Below are 16,750 nucleotides of genomic sequence, written 5' to 3' on the forward strand. Positions count from 1 at the left end.
GCGGCCATGGATCCCGGCCTTCGCCGGGATGACATTGGAGATGTTGGACTAAATGACCGACCTGCCCACCGGCCGTACCCGCGCTCCGTTCAAAATCCCGTCGGCCGGCTCCGTCGTCGATATGCTGCGCTCGGGCGATATCGCCCTGGCGACCGGCGTCATGGGCCTCATCGTCATCCTCATCGTACCGATGCCGCCGCTGCTGCTCGATGCACTGCTGGCCGTGTCCATCGTCTTCTCGGTCATGATCCTGATGACCGCGCTCTTCATCCAGAAGCCGCTCGAGTTCTCGTCCTTCCCGACCGTGCTGCTGATCGCCACCATGCTGCGGCTGGGCCTCAACCTGGCCACCACGCGCCTGATCCTGAGCGAGGGTCACACCGGCACCGACGCCGCCGGCCACGTCATCGAGGCCTTCGGCAACTTCGTCATGCGCGGCAATTTCATCATCGGCGTGGTTGTCTTCGCCATCCTGGTGCTGGTGAACTTCATCGTCATCACCAAGGGTTCCGGCCGTATCGCCGAAGTCGCGGCGCGCTTCAATTTGGACGCCATGCCCGGCAAGCAGATGGCCATCGACGCCGATCTTAGCGCCGGCCTGATCGACGAAGACACCGCCAAGAAGCGGCGCGCCGAACTCGAAGGCGAGAGCGCCTTCTTCGGCAACATGGATGGTGCGTCCAAGTTCGTCCGCGGCGACGCCATTGCCGGCCTCATCATCACCTTCATCAACGTCATCGCCGGCATGGTTATCGGCATGCTGCAGGAAGGCCTGACCATCCAGGAGGCCGGCAACGTCTATACCCTGCTGACCATCGGCGACGGCCTCGTCTCGCAGATACCGGCCCTGATCGTCTCTACCGCCGCCGGTATCCTCGTTTCCAAGTCCGGCGTCACCGGCTCCGCCGACAAGGCCCTCTCGGCCCAGTTCACCGGCTATCCGCGTGCTCTGGGCATGTCGGCCGCCGTCATGGGTCTCCTGGCTTTCCTGCCCGGCATGCCGATGATCCCATTCCTGGCCCTGGCCGGTGGCGTTGGCTATGTCGCCTGGCGCGCCGCCCGCACCAAGGACGAGAACAAGGCCGATGCCGCGCTCGAAGCCCTCACCAAGGCCGCCTCGCAGCCCGGCGCCGCCGGTCCGGCCGCAGGCGAAATCCCGATCACCGACAGCCTCAAGATCGACGAGCTCAAGCTCGAGCTCGGCTATGGCCTTTTGTCGCTGGTCAAGGAAGACGAGAACGGCTCCGATCGTCTCACCGAGCAGATCAAGGCTCTGCGCCGCCAGCTCGCCGCCGAGCTCGGCTTCGTCATGCCGCCGGTCCGCATTCTCGACAATATGCAGCTCGAGCCCAACGCCTATAAGGTCCGCATCAAGGAAGTCGAGGCCGGTGCCGGCGAGATTTACGCCAACCAGCTCATGGTCATGGACCCGATGGGCAACCGCATCGACCTGCCCGGCCATCATACCACCGAGCCCACCTTCGGCCTGCCCGCCACCTGGATCGAGCCTGCCCTGCGCGACGAGGCCGAGTTGCGCGGCCTTTCCATCATCGATCCGTCGACGGTCATTTCCACGCACCTGACCGAAGTGCTCAAAACCAATGTCGCCGACCTGCTGAGCTACGCCAATGTGCAGTCCCTGCTCTCGGGCCTGCCCAAGGAGCAGCAGAAGCTGGTGGAGGACATCGTCCCCGGCCTCATTTCGGTCTCCGGCGTCCAGCGCGTGCTCCAGACCCTGCTCAACGAACGCATCTCCATCCGCGACCTCTCGACCATTCTCGAAGGCATTGCCGAAGTCGCTGGTCCCGGTCGCTCGGTGCAGCTCATCGCCGAGCATGTCCGCAGCCGCCTCGCCCGCCAGCTCTGTGCCGCCAATCTGGGTCCGGACGGCAATCTGCCGCTCCTCACCCTCGGCCCGCAATGGGAACGCGACTTCGCCGAAGCCATGGTCGGCGAGGGCGACAACCGGCACCTCGCCATGGCGCCGTCCCGCCTGCAGCAGTTCATTGGCGCCATCCAGACTGCCTTCGAGCGCGCCGCCCAGATGGGCGAACTGCCCGTCCTCATCACCTCGCCCGGCATCCGGCCTCACGTCCGCTCCATCATCGAGCGCTTCCGCCCCCAGACCGTGGTGATGAGCCAGAACGAAGTCCACCCGCGCATCCGGCTCAAGACCGTCGGCAGCGTCTGACCATGGGGGCGGGGAGCAGATTTGCGGTTCCGGACATTGTCCAGCGCCGTGCGCTGGCCGAAGGCGCGTCCGGACAAGCCTGGTTGTCCGGGCTCGACGCCCTGCTCGAAAGCCTCGAACAGGACTGGGCGCTGAGCATCGGCGAGGCCATTAATGGCGGCAGTGCCGCCTTTGTCGCCGAGGCGCGCGACGCCGATGGCCATGCCTTTATCATCAAGGTCAGCACGCCCGCCACCGCGGCGGAACGTAAGGAAGCCGAGGTTTTGCACGCAGCAGGCGGCACAGGCTATGTCCGCCTCCTCCGCTCCGACCCCGCCCGAAATGCCCTGCTGCTCGAAAAGCTCGGCAGCAGTCTGGATCTGCTGGAACTGCCCTACCAACAGCAGGTCGACATCCTGTGCGACACCCTGCTCGATGCCTGGCGTCCCGTGCCGGCAGGAATTGCCTTCCCCAACGGCGCCGACAAGGCCAATTCGCTGGCATCAGGCATCCTCGAGATGTGGCGCAACGGCGGCCAGCCCTGCGCCGGCGCGGTTGTCGAAACCGCCCTGCGCTATTGCCGGGAGCGGGCCGCCATCTATCGGCCCGAAGCCACCGTGCTCGCGCATGGCGATCCGCATCCGGCCAATATCCTGGCAGTGCCGGATACCGACCCGCTCCAATTCAGGTTCATCGATCCCGATGGCCTCGCCATCGAGCCGGCCTATGACCTGGGCGTGTTGCTCCGCGCCTGGAACGAGGGCCTCAGCGGCCGCCACGCCCACGACATCGCCCGTAGCCGCGCCCGGCACCTGACGCAGCGCACCCAGGTGCCTGCCGAGGCCATCTGGCAATGGGGCTATATCGAACGGGTCTCGACCGGCCTGCTCTTGCTGCAACTGGGCAATGCCAAGGACGGGCGGGAATTCCTCGACGTTTCCGAAGCCCTGCTCGTCCCCTGACGGCCAACACAGGCACCTTCCATGTCCAAGGTCTATCTCGACGGCTATCTTGAGGTTCCGGCCGATCGGCTCGCGGCGGTCGCCGCCGCTCTGCCCGAGCACATCCGCCTGACTCGCGCCGAGCCCGGGTGCCTCCGCTTCGAGGTTACCCAGAATGCCGAGGACCCCACACGCTTCCAGGTTTCCGAAATCTTCGCCGACCAGCCGGCCTTCGACGCCCACCAGACCAGGGCCGCGACCTCCGCCTGGGCCAAGGTCACCGCCGGCTTGCCCCGCCATTACACCATTCGCGTCGAAGACTAAGGCCAAGAGACCTCATGATGAGCCTGTCGAACCACGAGGTCGAGCGACAACCAGTGATCAGCCCGGTCGCTTGGGAATTTCCAGCCCACGCTGCACGCCCGGACGCGCCAATCCGCGCTCCAGCCACGCCGGCACATTGCTGAGCTCGGCATACGCCACCAACTCGCCTGCCCCATAGAAGCCGATCAGATTGCGCACCCAGCCCAGGATGGCGATATCGGCGATGGAATACTCGCCCATGATCCAGTCGCGCCCCGCCAGCCGGGTTTCCAGCACGCCGAGCAGGCGCTTGGACTCAGCCACGTAGCGATCGCGCGGCCTTTTGTCCTCGAATTCGCGGCCGGCGAATTTGTGGAAGAACCCCACCTGCCCGAACATCGGCCCGATGGCGGCCATCTGGAACATGACCCACTGGATGGTCTGGTAGCGTAAGGCCGGATCGGCCGGCATGAACTTGCCGGTCTTTTCGGCGAGATAGATCAGGATCGCGCCGGATTCGAACAGCGCGAGCGGCTTACCATCAGGCCCATTGGAGTCGATGATCGCCGGGATCTTGCCGTTCGGATTGAGCGACAGGAATGGCTCGTCCCAGGTCTGGTTCTTGCTGATATCGACGGCATGCGGCTCATAGGCCAGGCCGGTCTCCTCCAGCATGATCGAGACCTTCACCCCGTTGGGCGTGGGAAACGAATAGAGCTGGATCACATCCGGATTGGCGGCCGGCCAGCGCCGCGTGATGGGAAAGCCCGAGAGGTCGGCCATAGTCTATCGCTCCGTGAAAGCCAGTTTTGCGCCGAGCAGCACGAAGGCGCCGGCAAAGGTGCGGCGCATCCATAGCATGATCGCGGGCTTGGAAATCACCTGTCCACGGATCGCCGCAGCGAACAGTCCGTATACCGCGAACACTACGAAGGTCATCGCCATGAACACCCCGCTCAGCTCCAGCATGCGCGGCACGGCATTGGGCGTCGTCGCCGGCACGAACTGCGGCAGGAAGGCGAAAAAGAAGATCGAGAGCTTGGGATTGAGGATGTTGATCAGCACGCTCTCGACGATCACCTTGCCCGCCGATTTCTCGGCCCGGTCCGCCTCGACGCTGAGCGTGCCGGTTTCCTTGAGCGTCGCCCAGGCCATGTAGAGCAGATAGGCCACGCCCAGATACTTGATGATCTCGAACGCCAGCGCGCTGGTATGCAGGATGGCAGCCAGCCCGGTGATCGCCGCCAGCATGTGCGGCACGATACCCAGCGTGCAACCGAACGCAGCCCACAGGCTGGCCTTGCCACCCCGGCTCAACCCGGCGGCAATGGTGTAGAGCGCTCCGGTTCCGGGCGACACCACCACAATCAGCGTCGTGATCAGGAATTCGATACTCATCGTCAGTCTCTCCGGCGCCGCTTCGGCGCTAACCGCGCGATCATGCCCACATTTTGTCCGCGCGCTCCAGAGACCAGCCATGCACAATCCCCACGGAACATGCCACCCGCTTTGCGCATTACTGCCAACACCATACGGGGCACGACCTATGAAGCTTTTCGCCTGCGATCATTGTGGCAACACCGTCTATTTCGAAAATGCCACCTGCGAACGCTGTGGCCATCAGTTGGGCTACCTACCCGACAAGAACGCCTTGGTGTCGCTTGTCGAGGATGGCGGCCTGTGGTCGACACCAGCCTTCACCGATGATGCCTACGTCTTTTGCGAGAATGCTCATCACGGCGCCTGCAACTGGCTGATCCGCGCCGAGCCGGGCGGCGACATCTATTGCGCTGCCTGCCGCCACAACGAGACCATCCCGGCCATCGACGATCCACTCAACCTGACCCGCTGGCAGATCATCGAGCGTGCCAAAAAGCGCCTGTTCTATTCCCTGCTGCGGCTCGGGCTCCCGCTCGAAACGCGCAACGATAATCCGGCGCACGGGCTCTCCTTCCGCTTCCTTGCCGATATGCCAGTTGCCCCTATGCCGGTGCTGACCGGCCACGACAGTGGCATCATCACCATCGCCCTGGCCGAGGCTGACGACGCCGAACGTGAGGCGCGCCGCGCCAGCATGGGCGAACCCTACCGTACCCTGCTCGGCCATTTCCGCCACGAGATCGGCCATCACTACTGGGACCTGCTGGTCCACCGCCAGCCAACGCTCGAGCGCTTCCGCACCCTCTTCGGCGACGAAACCGCCGACTACAACCTGTCGCTTCAGACCTACTACGCCAATGGCGCTCCGCTGGGCTGGCCCCAGACCCATATCAGCGCCTACGCCACCGCCCATCCATGGGAGGACTTTGCCGAAACCTTCGCGCACTACCTCCACATCACCGATACGGTGGAAATGGCCTCAGCCTTCGGCGTCCGGGCCCGGCCGAGCACGGCCGACGCTGCCCTGGCCGTGCATGTCGATTTCGACCCCTATGCCGAAACCAGCGCCCAGACCATAGTCGACAACTGGGTGCCGCTCGCCAGCATGCTCAACAACCTCAACCGCGCCATGGGCCACCCCGACGCCTACCCCTTCATCCTCACCCCGCAAGTCATCGAAAAGCTCGGCTTCGTGCACGAACTGGTGCATAGGCGAGCAAGCTAACGGTAACACCCACCGCGCGTCACCCTCGGGCTTGACCCGAGGGCTCTGCACTTGCTGAATGCAGGGTAGTGAAGTGCCCAAGGGTGACGATTGGAGCCTTGGGTGATTTCCGTTATCCTCCACTCATGACCACGACCATCCTCATCGTCCCGCCCTTTTCCACCCTCTGCAACGCCGCCTTTGCCCTGCGACGCGAGGTCTTCGTCTGGGAGCAGAAGGTTCCCGAGGATGAGGAAAACGACGCCGACGACCTCACGGCCACGCACTTCGTCGCTATCGCCGCCGGCGAGGTGGTCGGCACGCTCCGCCTCCTCGACAAGTCCGAGCACGTCAAGATTGGCCGGGTTGCGGTGCGCCAGGCCTTTCGCGGACAGGGCATTGCCAAGCAGATGATCCTTGCCGCCATGGACCATGCCAGGGCCAATGGCCGCAACCGGTTCTATCTGACCGCCCAATCCGACAAGCTCGGCTTTTATGAGCGGCTGGGCTTTGTCGCCTTCGGTCCCGAATTCCAAGACGGCGGCATGCCGCACCGCGCTATGCGCGATTACGACTTGTGAACGCCCGGCGCGATTAACCAATTAGCGCCCGCTTAAGCCTTTTTCCGGGTTCCGGGTGTCCTGCCCCATCGCTTGCATTATGGTGCGCGATGTCGGGGGGCCTGCGACTACGGCGCGGCCACCCAGAACAAAAACCGCCAGGGAGGCGGAGAAGGCCGGCCTCGTCAGAGAGCCGGCCTTTTCAATTCCTGATTTCCAGCCTGCGGCAAATCGCGTCGGAACGTCTCGCGCTCTCGCGACGTTGTCGAAACATCATGGGCCGCACGATGCTCCACCGGCAAGTTTTGCACCGCACGGCCCGTTCACCTCAACGATGAACCTACGGAGCCTACTATGATCCGCACTCTCTTGGCCACCACGGCCCTCGCTGCCTTGCTGACCACCGGCGCCATCGCCCAGGACGCAGCACCTGCGGCTCCGGCCGCGCCTGCGACCACCGAAGCGCCTGCCGCTCCTGCCGCGACGACCACCGATGTCGATACCGGCGCTGCCGAGGAAAGCGACGTCAACGAGCCCTGGGACATGTCCGCCGGCTATACTGCAGCCGACACCGACAATCTGGGCACCCGCCTCATCGGCCAGCCGGTGTTTTCGACCGCGGGCGATGACGCCGAGGAAATCGGCAATATCTCCGACCTGGTCTTCGACGAAGGCGGTCAGATCACCGCCGTGGTGATCGGCGTCGGCGGCTTCCTGGGCATTGGCGAAAAGGCCGTTGCCGTTGATTTCAACGCCCTCGAATTCACCCTCGCCGCCGACAATACCGAGCGTTGGGTGCTCCCCACCACCGCCGAGGCCCTGACGGCGGCTCCGGATTTCGTCTGGGAGGAAGATGAGCCCGTCGACGGTGCTGCGCCGGCCGATGGCGCGGCCCCTGCCGCACCGGCTGATGCCATGGCGCCGGCCGATCCGGCTGCGGCTCCCGCAACCAACTAATCCCTCGCGGATTGTTGTCTTAGGGCCGGCCTTCGGGCCGGCCCTTTTGCGTCATACCTGAAGGAACGCCCATGCCGCGCCTGCTCGCCACCACCGCCATCCTGACCCTGCTGCTCGCCGTCCCGGCTTTGGCGCAGGAAGCCACCCCTGCCGCCACGGGCGCTCCGACCGAACTCCAGCAGAGCGGCCTGACGCCGCCCACCGTGCTGTCGCAGGGCTACGCCACCGGCGGCACCGATACTCTGGTAACGCAGCTTCTCGGGCAGACCGTCTATGGTTCGATCGAAGATGGCGCCGCCGAAATCGGCACCATCAACAACATGGTCGTCACCTCAGGCCAGGGCATTTCTGCCGTCGTCATCGGCGTCGGCGGGTTCCTGGGGGTGGGTAGCAAGGACGTAGCCGTCGATTTCAACCAGCTCGAATGGGCCGCGCGCGAAGACGGCTCGCGCCGCTGGGTGCTGGCCACCACAGCGGAAGACCTGTCCGCCGCACCAGCCTTCATCTGGAGCGACAGCGAAGCCACCACTGGTGAACCCGCTCTGACCCCGGATCAGGAGGCTGACCAGCTCGTCGACGGCGATCCCAACGCCGCGCCGGTCGATCCCAATCTCACCACCGATCAGCCCGAACGTCAGGTCATCACCACGCCCGTCGATCGCAGCGGCTTTTCTGATTTCGATGAATCCGGTCTCACCGCCGACGAGCTGCGCGGCATCGGCGTCTACGGCATCAATGACGAGCAGATCGGCACCATCGGCGACATCATCACCCATCCCGACGGCAGCTTCGACGCCGTCATCGTCGATGTCGGCGGCTTCCTTGGCCTCGGTGCCAAGCCCGTCGCCGTGGGCTTCGACAACCTCGCCTTTTCCGCCGATACCTTCGGCAACCGCTATCTCTTCCTCAATGCCTCGCGCGAGCAATTGGAGGCCCAGGCCGCCTACGACCCGGCGACCTACGAGGCCGAGCGCGAAACCCAGCGCATGGTGATCGCACCCTAGAGCCGCCAGCCGCACCCTAACCGAACGCCCGTGTTGCAATCTCAATGCTAACAGTGGCTTAACCCGCCCCGCCTAGGCTTGCCCCAATGCAAAGAGGAGGAGCACATGGGTGCCGCCGTCCCGGTTCCGGTTCATGCCGAAGCAGCAGACGATCTCGATAGACTTGCGGCGGTGGAGCGCTATGACCTGCTCGATACGCCGCGCGAGGAGGCATTCGATCGCATAACGCGGTTGATCAGGCTCACCCTCGGCGTCGAGGTCGGCATCGTCTCTCTCATCGACGCCCACCGCCAATGGTACAAGTCCGTGGACGGCCTTGACGGCCGGGAAGCGCCGCTCGACGTCACCTTCTGCCGGCATGTGCTGATCGATGGCCAACCGATCACTGTCTCGGACGCGACCACCGACCCGCGCTTCCAGAATAGCCCCTTTGTCACCGGCGATCCGCATGTGCGCTCCTATGCCAGCGTGCCCTTGCGCACCGGCGATGGCCACACGATCGGCACGGTCTGCGCCATCGGCTCGTCCGCCCGCGACTTCAGCCCGCGCGAACAAGCCATCCTCGCGGAACTGGCTGCCATCGCCATGGACGAAATCGAGCTGCGTCAGATCGCAACCGTCGACAGCCTCACCGGCACGCTGACCCGGCGCGCCTTCAAGGAGGACGCGCAGAAGTTCATTGCCCTGGCCAGGCGCCACCGCAGCCCGCTCAGCTGCGTCACCTTCGACATCGACCACTTCAAGGCCGTCAACGATACCTATGGCCACCCTGGCGGGGACCAGGTGCTGATCGGCGTCGCGCGTGCTGTCACCGAACAATTGCGCCAGAGTGACCTGTTGGGCCGGCTCGGCGGCGAAGAGTTCGCGGTACTCTTGCCCTTGACCGACCGCTTGCACGCCCTCGAAGTCGCCGAAAAGCTGCGCCTGCATCTCCGCACGCTGAAATTTCCGGGCAGCCATCCGCCGATCGCCATCACAGCCAGTTTCGGCGTCGCTACCTTCGATCACGACAGCGACGATATCGACGGCCTCCTCGCCAAGACGGATGAGGCTCTCTATGACGCCAAGCGGACAGGGCGAAACAAGTGCGCAGTGTGGCAAGCCGCTGGCGCGGTGGTTCCATTCGAGCGGCGTCGCGTGCTCAAGGCCGGCAAGATCGTGCTCGGCCAGCGGACCTCGACCATCGACTGCTCGGTGCGCGCCATCTGGGACACCGGCGCGGAACTGACGGTCAGCACGACGATGGGCATCCCGCCCAGCTTCACCCTCCGCATCCCCTCCGACAGTGCCGAGTGGTCTTGCAAGGTTTCCGGCCGCACCGAGCAGCGCTTGACCGTGGAGTTCGACTAACCCGCGGCGTCCGCAGGGGCCAGCCGCCGCCTTGCCTGCTCAGCCGCGCAGGCAGCGCTCCAGCTGGCTCTTCGCGGTCAGGCCATCGCGCCATTCCACCTGCGCCACCATCCGCCCGCCGATCGACAGCATGAAGCTCTGCCGGTCTTCCATGCCGTCCAGCGCCGCCTCGATCGTGGGCACCGCCAGGGCAATCGCGCCCCAGGCATCGCCGGCCAGGTGATAGTTGAACGCCTTCACCGTCGCTGGCGCACCATCCGCCTGATCGAGTGTCACGGTGATCGTCTCGACGCTACCGGGTGTCGGAATATCCGGCCCCCAGAAGGTAATCAGCGCACCCGGATAGTCGCCGCCCGGTCCGGAAAGGCGCACCATGCCGTCGCCGCGCCAATAAAAGGCGGCGCAGTACTCGCCGGGTCGTGCCCCTGCCTGGTCCTGAAAGTAATCCCAGCCGCCATTGGTGTAGCGCTCATACGCCTTGGCAAAACCGGGATCCTGCAGCCGCTCCGCCAAGGCCGCCTGCTGCGCAGCCACGGCACTGACGAAACTCGCGGCTTCATTCGACAGCGACCGTCCCGGATCGTCGCTATAGGCGGAATAGTCGAGATCGCCGCTGTAATAGCCGCTGTCGTAATAGTCGTCGCCGTAATACTCGTCCTCGCCGTAATAGTCGCCATAGGCGTAGCCGGCGGAAATATCGACCATGCTCTGATGATGCTGAGCATTCATCGCGCAGATATTGGGCAAGTCGGAACAGGCCTGCGCCTGCCCGCTCAGAACCAGAAGCCCCACGGTCGCTCCCGCGAACAACGTCACCCCATACCTGCTGCGCATGTTCTTCCCCCAAAATGATGCGCACGAGCCTATCGCAGCGCGTTGCCGGCTGCGATCACGGCGCTGACACCGGTACATCGGCGTGACCTGGAGACAGATGCAACAAAAAAGGCCCGCTTGCGCGGGCCTTGAAACTCTTTCGGCGCCTTACTGGCCGCGGAAGCGCAGCCGGCCGATTTCGTCGAATTCGGCCTGTTCTACCTTGAGCTGCTCGTCGCGCTCGCGCTGGTGCTCGCGCTGGTCCAGCAATTCGACCTTCTTGAGATCTTCAATGGCTTCCGCCAGTGCATCCTGGGCCGCCTCGAGCTTGCCACGCATGTCGGTGGCCGAAGCCAGCAGATTGTCGCGCCGGGCGAGGGCCGCCTTGGCAAAGGTCGAATAGGCAAAATGAGCGATATCGGAGATGCCGGTTTTGGTGTGCTCGATTTCGATCTGCTGGTCGAGTTCGGCCGCCATGCGTTCGAAGTCGTTGACCATCATCTCGATCTGCGCAACCTGACGGCGCTTCTCGTCCACCTGGAACTTCTTGAGCCGAATGAGGCTCTCGCTGCGCGATTTCAAGACCTGTACTCCTTACACACCAAGTCAGTTCCGGGGCAAATACACTGCCCCATCAGCCTGCCGCGCCCGCTTCCGCCACGATCGCCTCGAGCATCTTGTAGCCCTCGGCAATGCTGGTCGTTTCTTCCCGTTCCTGGCTGAGAAAAGCTTCCAGGGCCGGGTTGATAGCGATCGCGCGGTCCACTTTCGGATCTGACCCTTTCCGGTAAGCCCCCAGCCGGATCAGTTCCTCCATGTCCGAATAGATGGACATGAGCTCGCGCGCCTTTTGCAGGACCGGCCTGAAATCGACCGGAACACACCCTGGCATGGTGCGCGAGATGGACCGGAGCACGTTGACCGCCGGGTATCGTCCCCGTTCGGCAATTCCGCGCTCCATCACGATGTGCCCATCAAGAATACCGCGCACGGCATCCGCAATGGGCTCATTGTGATCATCACCTTCGACCAAAACGGTAAATAGTCCGGTAACAGAACCGGTCGTAGGTGTCCCCGGACCTGCACGTTCCAATAATCTTGGCAATTCCGTGAACACGGTCGGTGGATAACCCTTGGCCGTTGGCGGCTCCCCAATGGCGAGGCCAATCTCGCGCTGCGCCATGGCAAAGCGGGTCAGACTATCCATCATGCACAGCACGCGCTTGCCCTGGTCGCGGAAATATTCCGAGAGCGCCAGGCTCATATAGGCCGCCTGCCGCCGCATCAGCGCCGCCTCGTCCGAGGTCGCCACCACGACCACCGCATGCTTGAGGCCCTCCTCACCCAGATATTCCTGGATGAACTCGTGGACCTCGCGCCCGCGCTCGCCGATCAGCCCGATCACCGCCACGTCGACATTGGTATTGCGCGCCAGCATCGACATGAGCACCGACTTGCCCACGCCCGAGCCGGCAAAAATGCCCAGCCGCTGCCCCTCGCACACCGTGGTAAAGGTATTGAGGCACCGCACGCCCAGATCGAGCGGATCGCCGACCCGCACCCGATCATGCGCCAGGAGCGGATTTTGCCGCAGCGGATAGGGCGTCGCGCCGCGCGGCAGCGGTCCCTTGCCGTCGATCGGCTCGCCATTGGCATTGATCACCCGGCCCAGCCACCCCTCGGACGGGAAAGCCGAGCCATCATGGCGTTGGAACACCGCCTTGCAGCCAAGCCGCACGCCGCTCAATTGCCCGAACGGCAGGCACAAAGCGTGGCCGTCCTTGAAGCCGATGATTTCGGCGGCCAGGATGTCGTCGTTGACCGTCTCGATCCGCACGCGCCCGCCCACGCGCAATTCGCGCACCGGCCCGACGATTTCGATGAGCAGGCCCTGCACCGACTTCACCCGGCCATAGACCTCGATGTCGTCAATGGCTTCGATAGCCGAGATCAGTGACTTCATCTCGTTCGGTGTCCGTTCATCGGCGTGGCCGGATTATGGTTTCCGCACTGGACGAATCGTGCGCAACCACGAATCACACAGTAACCGAACGTTAAGCAAAAGGCGCTATTTCAGGTGTTGGACCGGTCCGTCTGCCGCTTGGCACCGACCCTCCCCTAAACCACTGACATAGCCACAATTGCATGAGTCACAAGAGTCGCTTACAGGCGCCTCTTAAACCATTTTCTTAAGAAAAATTGATAGAATTAACCTATAAATTTCAACGACTTAAACTTAATTCACCCTAACGCCGTTTGCGTATTGCCGAACCGAATTAAACTTTGTTAACTATTTGGGCTTAGGGTTCAGTCATATCCAGTAGGGTTGGCGTGGGCAGACGATGACCCACGGTTCCAGCAGGAACGAATGACAAGGGGAATATAATGCGGGTACTCCTTATTGAGGACGACAGCGCGACAGCGCAGAGCATCGAACTGATGCTGAAGTCCGAAAGTTTCAACGTCTACACCACCGACCTCGGTGAAGAAGGCGTCGATCTCGGAAAACTCTACGACTACGACATTATTCTGCTCGACTTGAATCTGCCCGATATGAGCGGCTACGAAGTCTTGCGGACACTGCGCGTCGCCAAGGTGCAGACGCCAATCCTCATTCTCTCCGGCCTCGCCGGCATCGAGGACAAGGTTCGCGGTCTCGGCTTCGGTGCCGATGACTACATGACCAAGCCCTTCCATAAAGACGAGCTCGTGGCCCGCATCCACGCTATCGTCCGCCGTTCCAAGGGTCACGCCCAGTCGGTCATCCAGACCGGCGACCTCACTGTGAACCTCGACACCAAGACCGTCGAAGTCCAGACCCAGCGCGTCCACCTCACCGGTAAAGAATACCAGATGCTCGAGCTGCTCTCCCTCCGCAAGGGGACCACGCTCACCAAGGAAATGTTCCTCAACCACCTCTATGGTGGCATGGACGAACCCGAGCTCAAGATCATCGACGTGTTCATCTGCAAGCTGCGCAAGAAGCTTAGCGTTGCCACCGGCGGTAAGAATTACATCGAAACCGTCTGGGGTCGCGGCTATGTGCTGCGCGAGCCCGACGAGAACGAAGTCTACGCCGACAACGTCGCCTAAGCCTCCCCGGCTCCTGCGTCATTCCGCTCCACCCCGTGCGACACCGTCGCGCGGGGTTTTTGCTTGTCCCGCACCTATCTTTGGTTCTCCAATTGACGGAGACCGGCGATGGCCAGGAACTTTGCCTACCCAAGCGATGGCGCTCTACGGCAATACTTTGCCGAAGGAGACTTCCTCGATAGCCAGTGCGCGCCCCTGCCCCACCCCGCGCCCGATGCGGCCGAACTGACCATCGCCACCTTCTTCCACACGCCGGGCTGGGTGAAAGCCCTCCTCGGCCTCCGCAACCTCCTGGTCGCGCCGTTCGGGCTCAAGACCGGCGGCGCCAGCGACTTGCGTCCGCCCACCCGCGAGGAGATCAACGGCCTGCGCTATTCCGGTGTCTTCGCCGTGCATTCTGCCACACCCGACGAAGTCATTCTCGGCACCGATGACAGGCACCTCGATTTCCGCGTCTCCATCTTGCGCTCCGAGGCCGATGACGTCGTGGCCATATCCACCTGGGTACGTCCGCACAATCTGGCCGGGCGAGCCTATCTGGCCGCGGTCTATCCGTTCCACCGCATCATCATCGCCCGCTTCCTGAGCAATGCGGACAGGCTCGGGGTCACGCGCTAAAAGTAGCCTCACGACAGGTGGCTTGGCGAAGTCGAAAAAACTTTCGCTTCCGTGTCGAAGTGCCTGTCAGCCGCTCGTCGTGTTGTCAGAAGCGCGGTCGGGAGGCTGCGTACCACCCAGAGGAGACGACCCATGATCCGCACCGCCATCATCACCGGCGCCCTGCTTTTGACCACGGCCGCCTTTGCCCAGTCCGAGCCGGTCGGCGCGACCGTCGAGGTCAACGGCATGCAGATGTATTACGAAACTTCCGGCGAGGGTGACCCGCTGATCGTCCTGCACGGCGCCTATATGAACATCCCGTCCATGGGCGCGATCGTTCCGAAACTGGCCGAGACCCACAAGGTCTACGCGCTCGAATTCCAGGGGCATGGCCGCACCACCGATATCGACCGCCCTATCACCTACGAGAACCTGTCCAGCGACGTCGCCGCCTTCATGGACGCGGTCGGCATCGAGAAGGCCGACATTTTTGGCTATTCGATGGGTTCGGCCGCCGGTCTTCGGCTTGCCATCGACTACCCCGAAAAGGTCGACCAGCTCGTTGCCGCTTCGGTCGGCTACGATGTCTCGGGCTGGCAGCCCGCTTTCGTCGAATTTATCCCACAGATGGCCCCCGAAATGTTCGTCGGCACCCCGATGGAAGACGAATGGAGGAAGCTTGCCCCGAACCCGGATGGCTTCCGGGCCGTCGTCGAGAAGCTGATTGCACTGGAAAAGGAACCGATGGCCTGGGAGGAGGACGTCAAGACGTTGAAGGCGCCCATGCTGATCATCGCCGGTGACGCTGACGTTTCCACGCTTGAACATAATGTTGCGCTGTTCCGCCTGCTGGGCGGTGGCGATATGGGCGACATGGGCGCTCCCCTGCCCGCCTCGCGCCTGGCGATATTGCCGGCCACCTCGCACACCGCCGTCATCAACCAGACCGACCTGCTCTACGGCTTCATCGAGCCCTTCCTCCAGGGCGAGACGCCAGTCGGCTTCATGGGCCAGTAAGGCTCAGCAACCACCGGGAGGCGTCCCGCCTCCCGGCCATTTTCTTCCACGAAGCGGTTGCGGGGCACTACCGATGCTGGTTTCATCCGCCGCCATGAGCACCCAGTCCGAAACCCATCGCGCCATCAACACCGTTTGGAAGACCGAGCAGCCTCGCCTCATCGCGGGGCTGACGCGCATGGTGCGCGATATCTCGCTCGCCGAGGAGCTGGCGCAGGATGCGCTGGTCATAGCCCTCAAGAACTGGCCGGAATCCGGCGTTCCCCGCAATCCCGGCGCCTGGCTGATGCAGGCGGCCAAGCGGCGCGCCATCGACTACTTCCGCCACAAGAAGATGGCGGCCACCAAGCTCGAAGAGGTGGGCCATGGCATCGAATCCGACACGCCCGACCATGTCGAAGCGCTGCATGACGCCATCGACGATGAGGTTGGCGACGACCTGCTCCGCCTCATCTTCACCTCCTGCCACCCTATCCTGCCGGCCGAATCTCGCGTCGCCCTCACCCTGCGCTTGATCGGCGGCCTCACCACCGAGGAGATCGCCCGCGCCTTCCTCGCCGCCGAGCCGACCATTGGCCAGCGCATCGTCCGCGCCAAGAAAACCATCGCCGAGGCCGGCATTCCCTTCGAGGTGCCTGATGGCGAGGAGCGGGCCGAGCGTCTGGCATCGGTGCTTGGCGTGCTCTACCTGATCTTCAACGAAGGCTATTCCGCCACGGCGGGGCAGGACTGGATGCGTCCGCAATTGTGCAACGAAGCCATCCGGCTCGGCCGCATCCTGGCGCAGCTTTCGCCCGCGGATTCCGAAGTCCACGCCCTGGTGGCGCTCATGGAAATCCAGGCCTCGCGCACCGGCGCCCGCACCGACGCCAAGGGCGAACCGGTACTCCTGCTCGACCAGGATCGTTCACTGTGGGACCAGAACCTGATCCGCGGCGGCCTCGCGGCCCTCGATCAGGTCATCGCCCTGGGTGGCGAGAACGAACCCTATGCCCTCCAGGCCGCCATCGCCGCCTGCCATGCCCGCGCCCCCGAGGCTGCGGACACCGATTGGGCCCGCATCGCCGCGCTCTATGCCACCCTGGCGCAGCGTACGCCATCGCCGGTCATCGAGCTCAACCGCTCCGTCGCCATCTCCATGGCCGAAGGGCCCGCCGCGGCACTGGTATTGATCGACGCGATCAAGGACGACCCCGCGCTCAAGAACTATCACTTGCTCTATGGGGTACGCGGCGACCTGCTGAGCAAGCTTGGCCGACACACCGAAGCCATGCTGGAATTCCGCAAGGCCGCGGAGTTGACGCGCAATGAACGCGAAAAGACTTACCTGCTGTCCCGCGCCGAAATGACAGGCTGAT

At 63.6% G+C, this 16,750-nt stretch carries 17 protein-coding genes; 12 read left to right on the plus strand and 5 right to left on the minus strand.

Annotation, left to right across the window (positions count from 1 at the left end):
- Positions 1-52 precede the first annotated feature (52 nt).
- From flhA to MF606_RS16210, 3 genes are all read left to right on the plus strand, one after another.
- Entirely contained in the window at positions 53-2,191 is a 2,139-nt protein-coding gene (gene flhA / locus MF606_RS16200) for a flagellar biosynthesis protein FlhA (protein ID WP_240230376.1), read from the plus strand.
- 83 nt (positions 2,192-2,274) lie between these two features.
- A complete protein-coding gene (locus MF606_RS16205) occupies positions 2,275-3,132 on the plus strand; it encodes an aminoglycoside phosphotransferase family protein (RefSeq protein WP_240230377.1) in 858 nt (285 codons plus the stop codon).
- A 21-nt stretch (positions 3,133-3,153) separates the two neighbouring features.
- The gene (locus tag MF606_RS16210) at positions 3,154-3,435 is read left to right on the plus strand and encodes a putative quinol monooxygenase (RefSeq protein ID WP_240230378.1); all 282 of its coding nucleotides are present in this window, start codon (positions 3,154-3,156) and stop codon (positions 3,433-3,435) included.
- Positions 3,436-3,492: 57 nt separating this feature from the next.
- Here MF606_RS16210 and MF606_RS16215 read toward each other — a convergent pair whose 3' ends face one another.
- Both MF606_RS16215 and MF606_RS16220 read right to left on the minus strand, forming a co-directional pair.
- Complete coding sequence (locus MF606_RS16215; protein WP_240230379.1) at positions 3,493-4,197, minus strand: glutathione S-transferase N-terminal domain-containing protein; 705 nt, start codon at positions 4,195-4,197, stop codon at positions 3,493-3,495.
- Positions 4,198-4,200: 3 nt separating this feature from the next.
- On the minus strand, positions 4,201-4,812 hold the full coding sequence (locus tag MF606_RS16220; RefSeq protein ID WP_240230380.1) for a LysE family translocator: 612 nt from the start codon (positions 4,810-4,812) through the stop codon (positions 4,201-4,203).
- A gap of 148 nt (positions 4,813-4,960) precedes the next feature.
- On the opposite strand from MF606_RS16220, the gene MF606_RS16225 reads away from it, so the two are divergent.
- From MF606_RS16225 to MF606_RS16245, 5 genes are all read left to right on the plus strand, one after another.
- Complete coding sequence (locus tag MF606_RS16225) at positions 4,961-6,019, plus strand: zinc-binding metallopeptidase family protein (RefSeq protein WP_240230381.1); 1,059 nt, start codon at positions 4,961-4,963, stop codon at positions 6,017-6,019.
- 125 nt (positions 6,020-6,144) lie between these two features.
- Positions 6,145-6,579, plus strand: coding sequence for a GNAT family N-acetyltransferase (locus MF606_RS16230; protein ID WP_240230382.1), 435 nt, complete (start codon positions 6,145-6,147; stop codon positions 6,577-6,579).
- A 333-nt stretch (positions 6,580-6,912) separates the two neighbouring features.
- Complete coding sequence (locus MF606_RS16235; protein ID WP_240230383.1) at positions 6,913-7,515, plus strand: PRC-barrel domain-containing protein; 603 nt, start codon at positions 6,913-6,915, stop codon at positions 7,513-7,515.
- A 71-nt stretch (positions 7,516-7,586) separates the two neighbouring features.
- A complete protein-coding gene (locus MF606_RS16240; protein WP_240230384.1) occupies positions 7,587-8,519 on the plus strand; it encodes a PRC-barrel domain-containing protein in 933 nt (310 codons plus the stop codon).
- Positions 8,520-8,624: 105 nt separating this feature from the next.
- A complete protein-coding gene (locus MF606_RS16245) occupies positions 8,625-9,869 on the plus strand; it encodes a sensor domain-containing diguanylate cyclase (RefSeq protein ID WP_240230385.1) in 1,245 nt (414 codons plus the stop codon).
- Positions 9,870-9,908: 39 nt separating this feature from the next.
- Here the strand turns inward: MF606_RS16245 and MF606_RS16250 are convergent, their stop codons facing one another.
- The 3 genes from MF606_RS16250 to fliI form a co-directional block, all read right to left on the minus strand.
- Positions 9,909-10,703 (minus strand): DUF2794 domain-containing protein, encoded by a 795-nt coding sequence (locus MF606_RS16250; protein ID WP_240230386.1) that lies wholly within the window; start codon positions 10,701-10,703, stop codon positions 9,909-9,911.
- A gap of 147 nt (positions 10,704-10,850) precedes the next feature.
- Positions 10,851-11,264: a flagellar export protein FliJ gene (gene fliJ / locus MF606_RS16255; protein ID WP_240230387.1), complete on the minus strand. Its 414-nt coding sequence runs from the start codon at positions 11,262-11,264 to the stop codon at positions 10,851-10,853.
- Between the two features lie 52 nt (positions 11,265-11,316).
- A complete protein-coding gene (gene fliI / locus MF606_RS16260) occupies positions 11,317-12,645 on the minus strand; it encodes a flagellar protein export ATPase FliI (protein ID WP_240230388.1) in 1,329 nt (442 codons plus the stop codon).
- Positions 12,646-13,067: 422 nt separating this feature from the next.
- On the opposite strand from fliI, the gene ctrA reads away from it, so the two are divergent.
- The 4 genes from ctrA to MF606_RS16280 all read left to right on the plus strand — a co-directional run bounded on the left by ctrA (position 13,068) and on the right by MF606_RS16280 (position 16,749).
- Positions 13,068-13,775 carry a response regulator transcription factor CtrA gene (gene ctrA / locus MF606_RS16265; RefSeq protein ID WP_240230389.1) on the plus strand — a complete coding sequence of 236 codons (708 nt, stop codon included), beginning with the start codon at positions 13,068-13,070 and terminating at the stop codon, positions 13,773-13,775.
- Between the two features lie 108 nt (positions 13,776-13,883).
- A complete protein-coding gene (locus tag MF606_RS16270; RefSeq protein ID WP_240230390.1) occupies positions 13,884-14,393 on the plus strand; it encodes a DUF2867 domain-containing protein in 510 nt (169 codons plus the stop codon).
- A 132-nt stretch (positions 14,394-14,525) separates the two neighbouring features.
- Positions 14,526-15,392 (plus strand): alpha/beta fold hydrolase, encoded by an 867-nt coding sequence (locus MF606_RS16275; RefSeq protein WP_240230391.1) that lies wholly within the window; start codon positions 14,526-14,528, stop codon positions 15,390-15,392.
- A 73-nt stretch (positions 15,393-15,465) separates the two neighbouring features.
- Positions 15,466-16,749, plus strand: coding sequence for an RNA polymerase sigma factor (locus tag MF606_RS16280; RefSeq protein ID WP_240230392.1), 1,284 nt, complete (start codon positions 15,466-15,468; stop codon positions 16,747-16,749).
- Position 16,750: the final 1 nt, after the last annotated feature.

This window comes from Devosia lacusdianchii, from assembly GCF_022429625.1.
Classification (GTDB): Bacteria; Pseudomonadota; Alphaproteobacteria; order Rhizobiales; family Devosiaceae; genus Devosia; species Devosia lacusdianchii.

Coding starts and splice junctions, on each gene's coding strand:
- flhA (WP_240230376.1), top strand. CDS start 53: ATGACCGACCTGCCCACCGGCCGTACCCGCGCTCCGTTCAAAATCCCG.
- MF606_RS16210 (WP_240230378.1), top strand. CDS start 3,154: ATGTCCAAGGTCTATCTCGACGGCTATCTTGAGGTTCCGGCCGATCGG.
- MF606_RS16215 (WP_240230379.1), bottom strand. CDS start 4,197: ATGGCCGACCTCTCGGGCTTTCCCATCACGCGGCGCTGGCCGGCCGCC.
- MF606_RS16220 (WP_240230380.1), bottom strand. CDS start 4,812: ATGAGTATCGAATTCCTGATCACGACGCTGATTGTGGTGGTGTCGCCC.
- MF606_RS16225 (WP_240230381.1), top strand. CDS start 4,961: ATGAAGCTTTTCGCCTGCGATCATTGTGGCAACACCGTCTATTTCGAA.
- MF606_RS16230 (WP_240230382.1), top strand. CDS start 6,145: ATGACCACGACCATCCTCATCGTCCCGCCCTTTTCCACCCTCTGCAAC.
- MF606_RS16235 (WP_240230383.1), top strand. CDS start 6,913: ATGATCCGCACTCTCTTGGCCACCACGGCCCTCGCTGCCTTGCTGACC.
- MF606_RS16240 (WP_240230384.1), top strand. CDS start 7,587: ATGCCGCGCCTGCTCGCCACCACCGCCATCCTGACCCTGCTGCTCGCC.
- MF606_RS16245 (WP_240230385.1), top strand. CDS start 8,625: ATGGGTGCCGCCGTCCCGGTTCCGGTTCATGCCGAAGCAGCAGACGAT.
- MF606_RS16250 (WP_240230386.1), bottom strand. CDS start 10,703: ATGCGCAGCAGGTATGGGGTGACGTTGTTCGCGGGAGCGACCGTGGGG.
- fliI (WP_240230388.1), bottom strand. CDS start 12,645: ATGAAGTCACTGATCTCGGCTATCGAAGCCATTGACGACATCGAGGTC.
- ctrA (WP_240230389.1), top strand. CDS start 13,068: ATGCGGGTACTCCTTATTGAGGACGACAGCGCGACAGCGCAGAGCATC.
- MF606_RS16270 (WP_240230390.1), top strand. CDS start 13,884: ATGGCCAGGAACTTTGCCTACCCAAGCGATGGCGCTCTACGGCAATAC.
- MF606_RS16275 (WP_240230391.1), top strand. CDS start 14,526: ATGATCCGCACCGCCATCATCACCGGCGCCCTGCTTTTGACCACGGCC.
- MF606_RS16280 (WP_240230392.1), top strand. CDS start 15,466: ATGCTGGTTTCATCCGCCGCCATGAGCACCCAGTCCGAAACCCATCGC.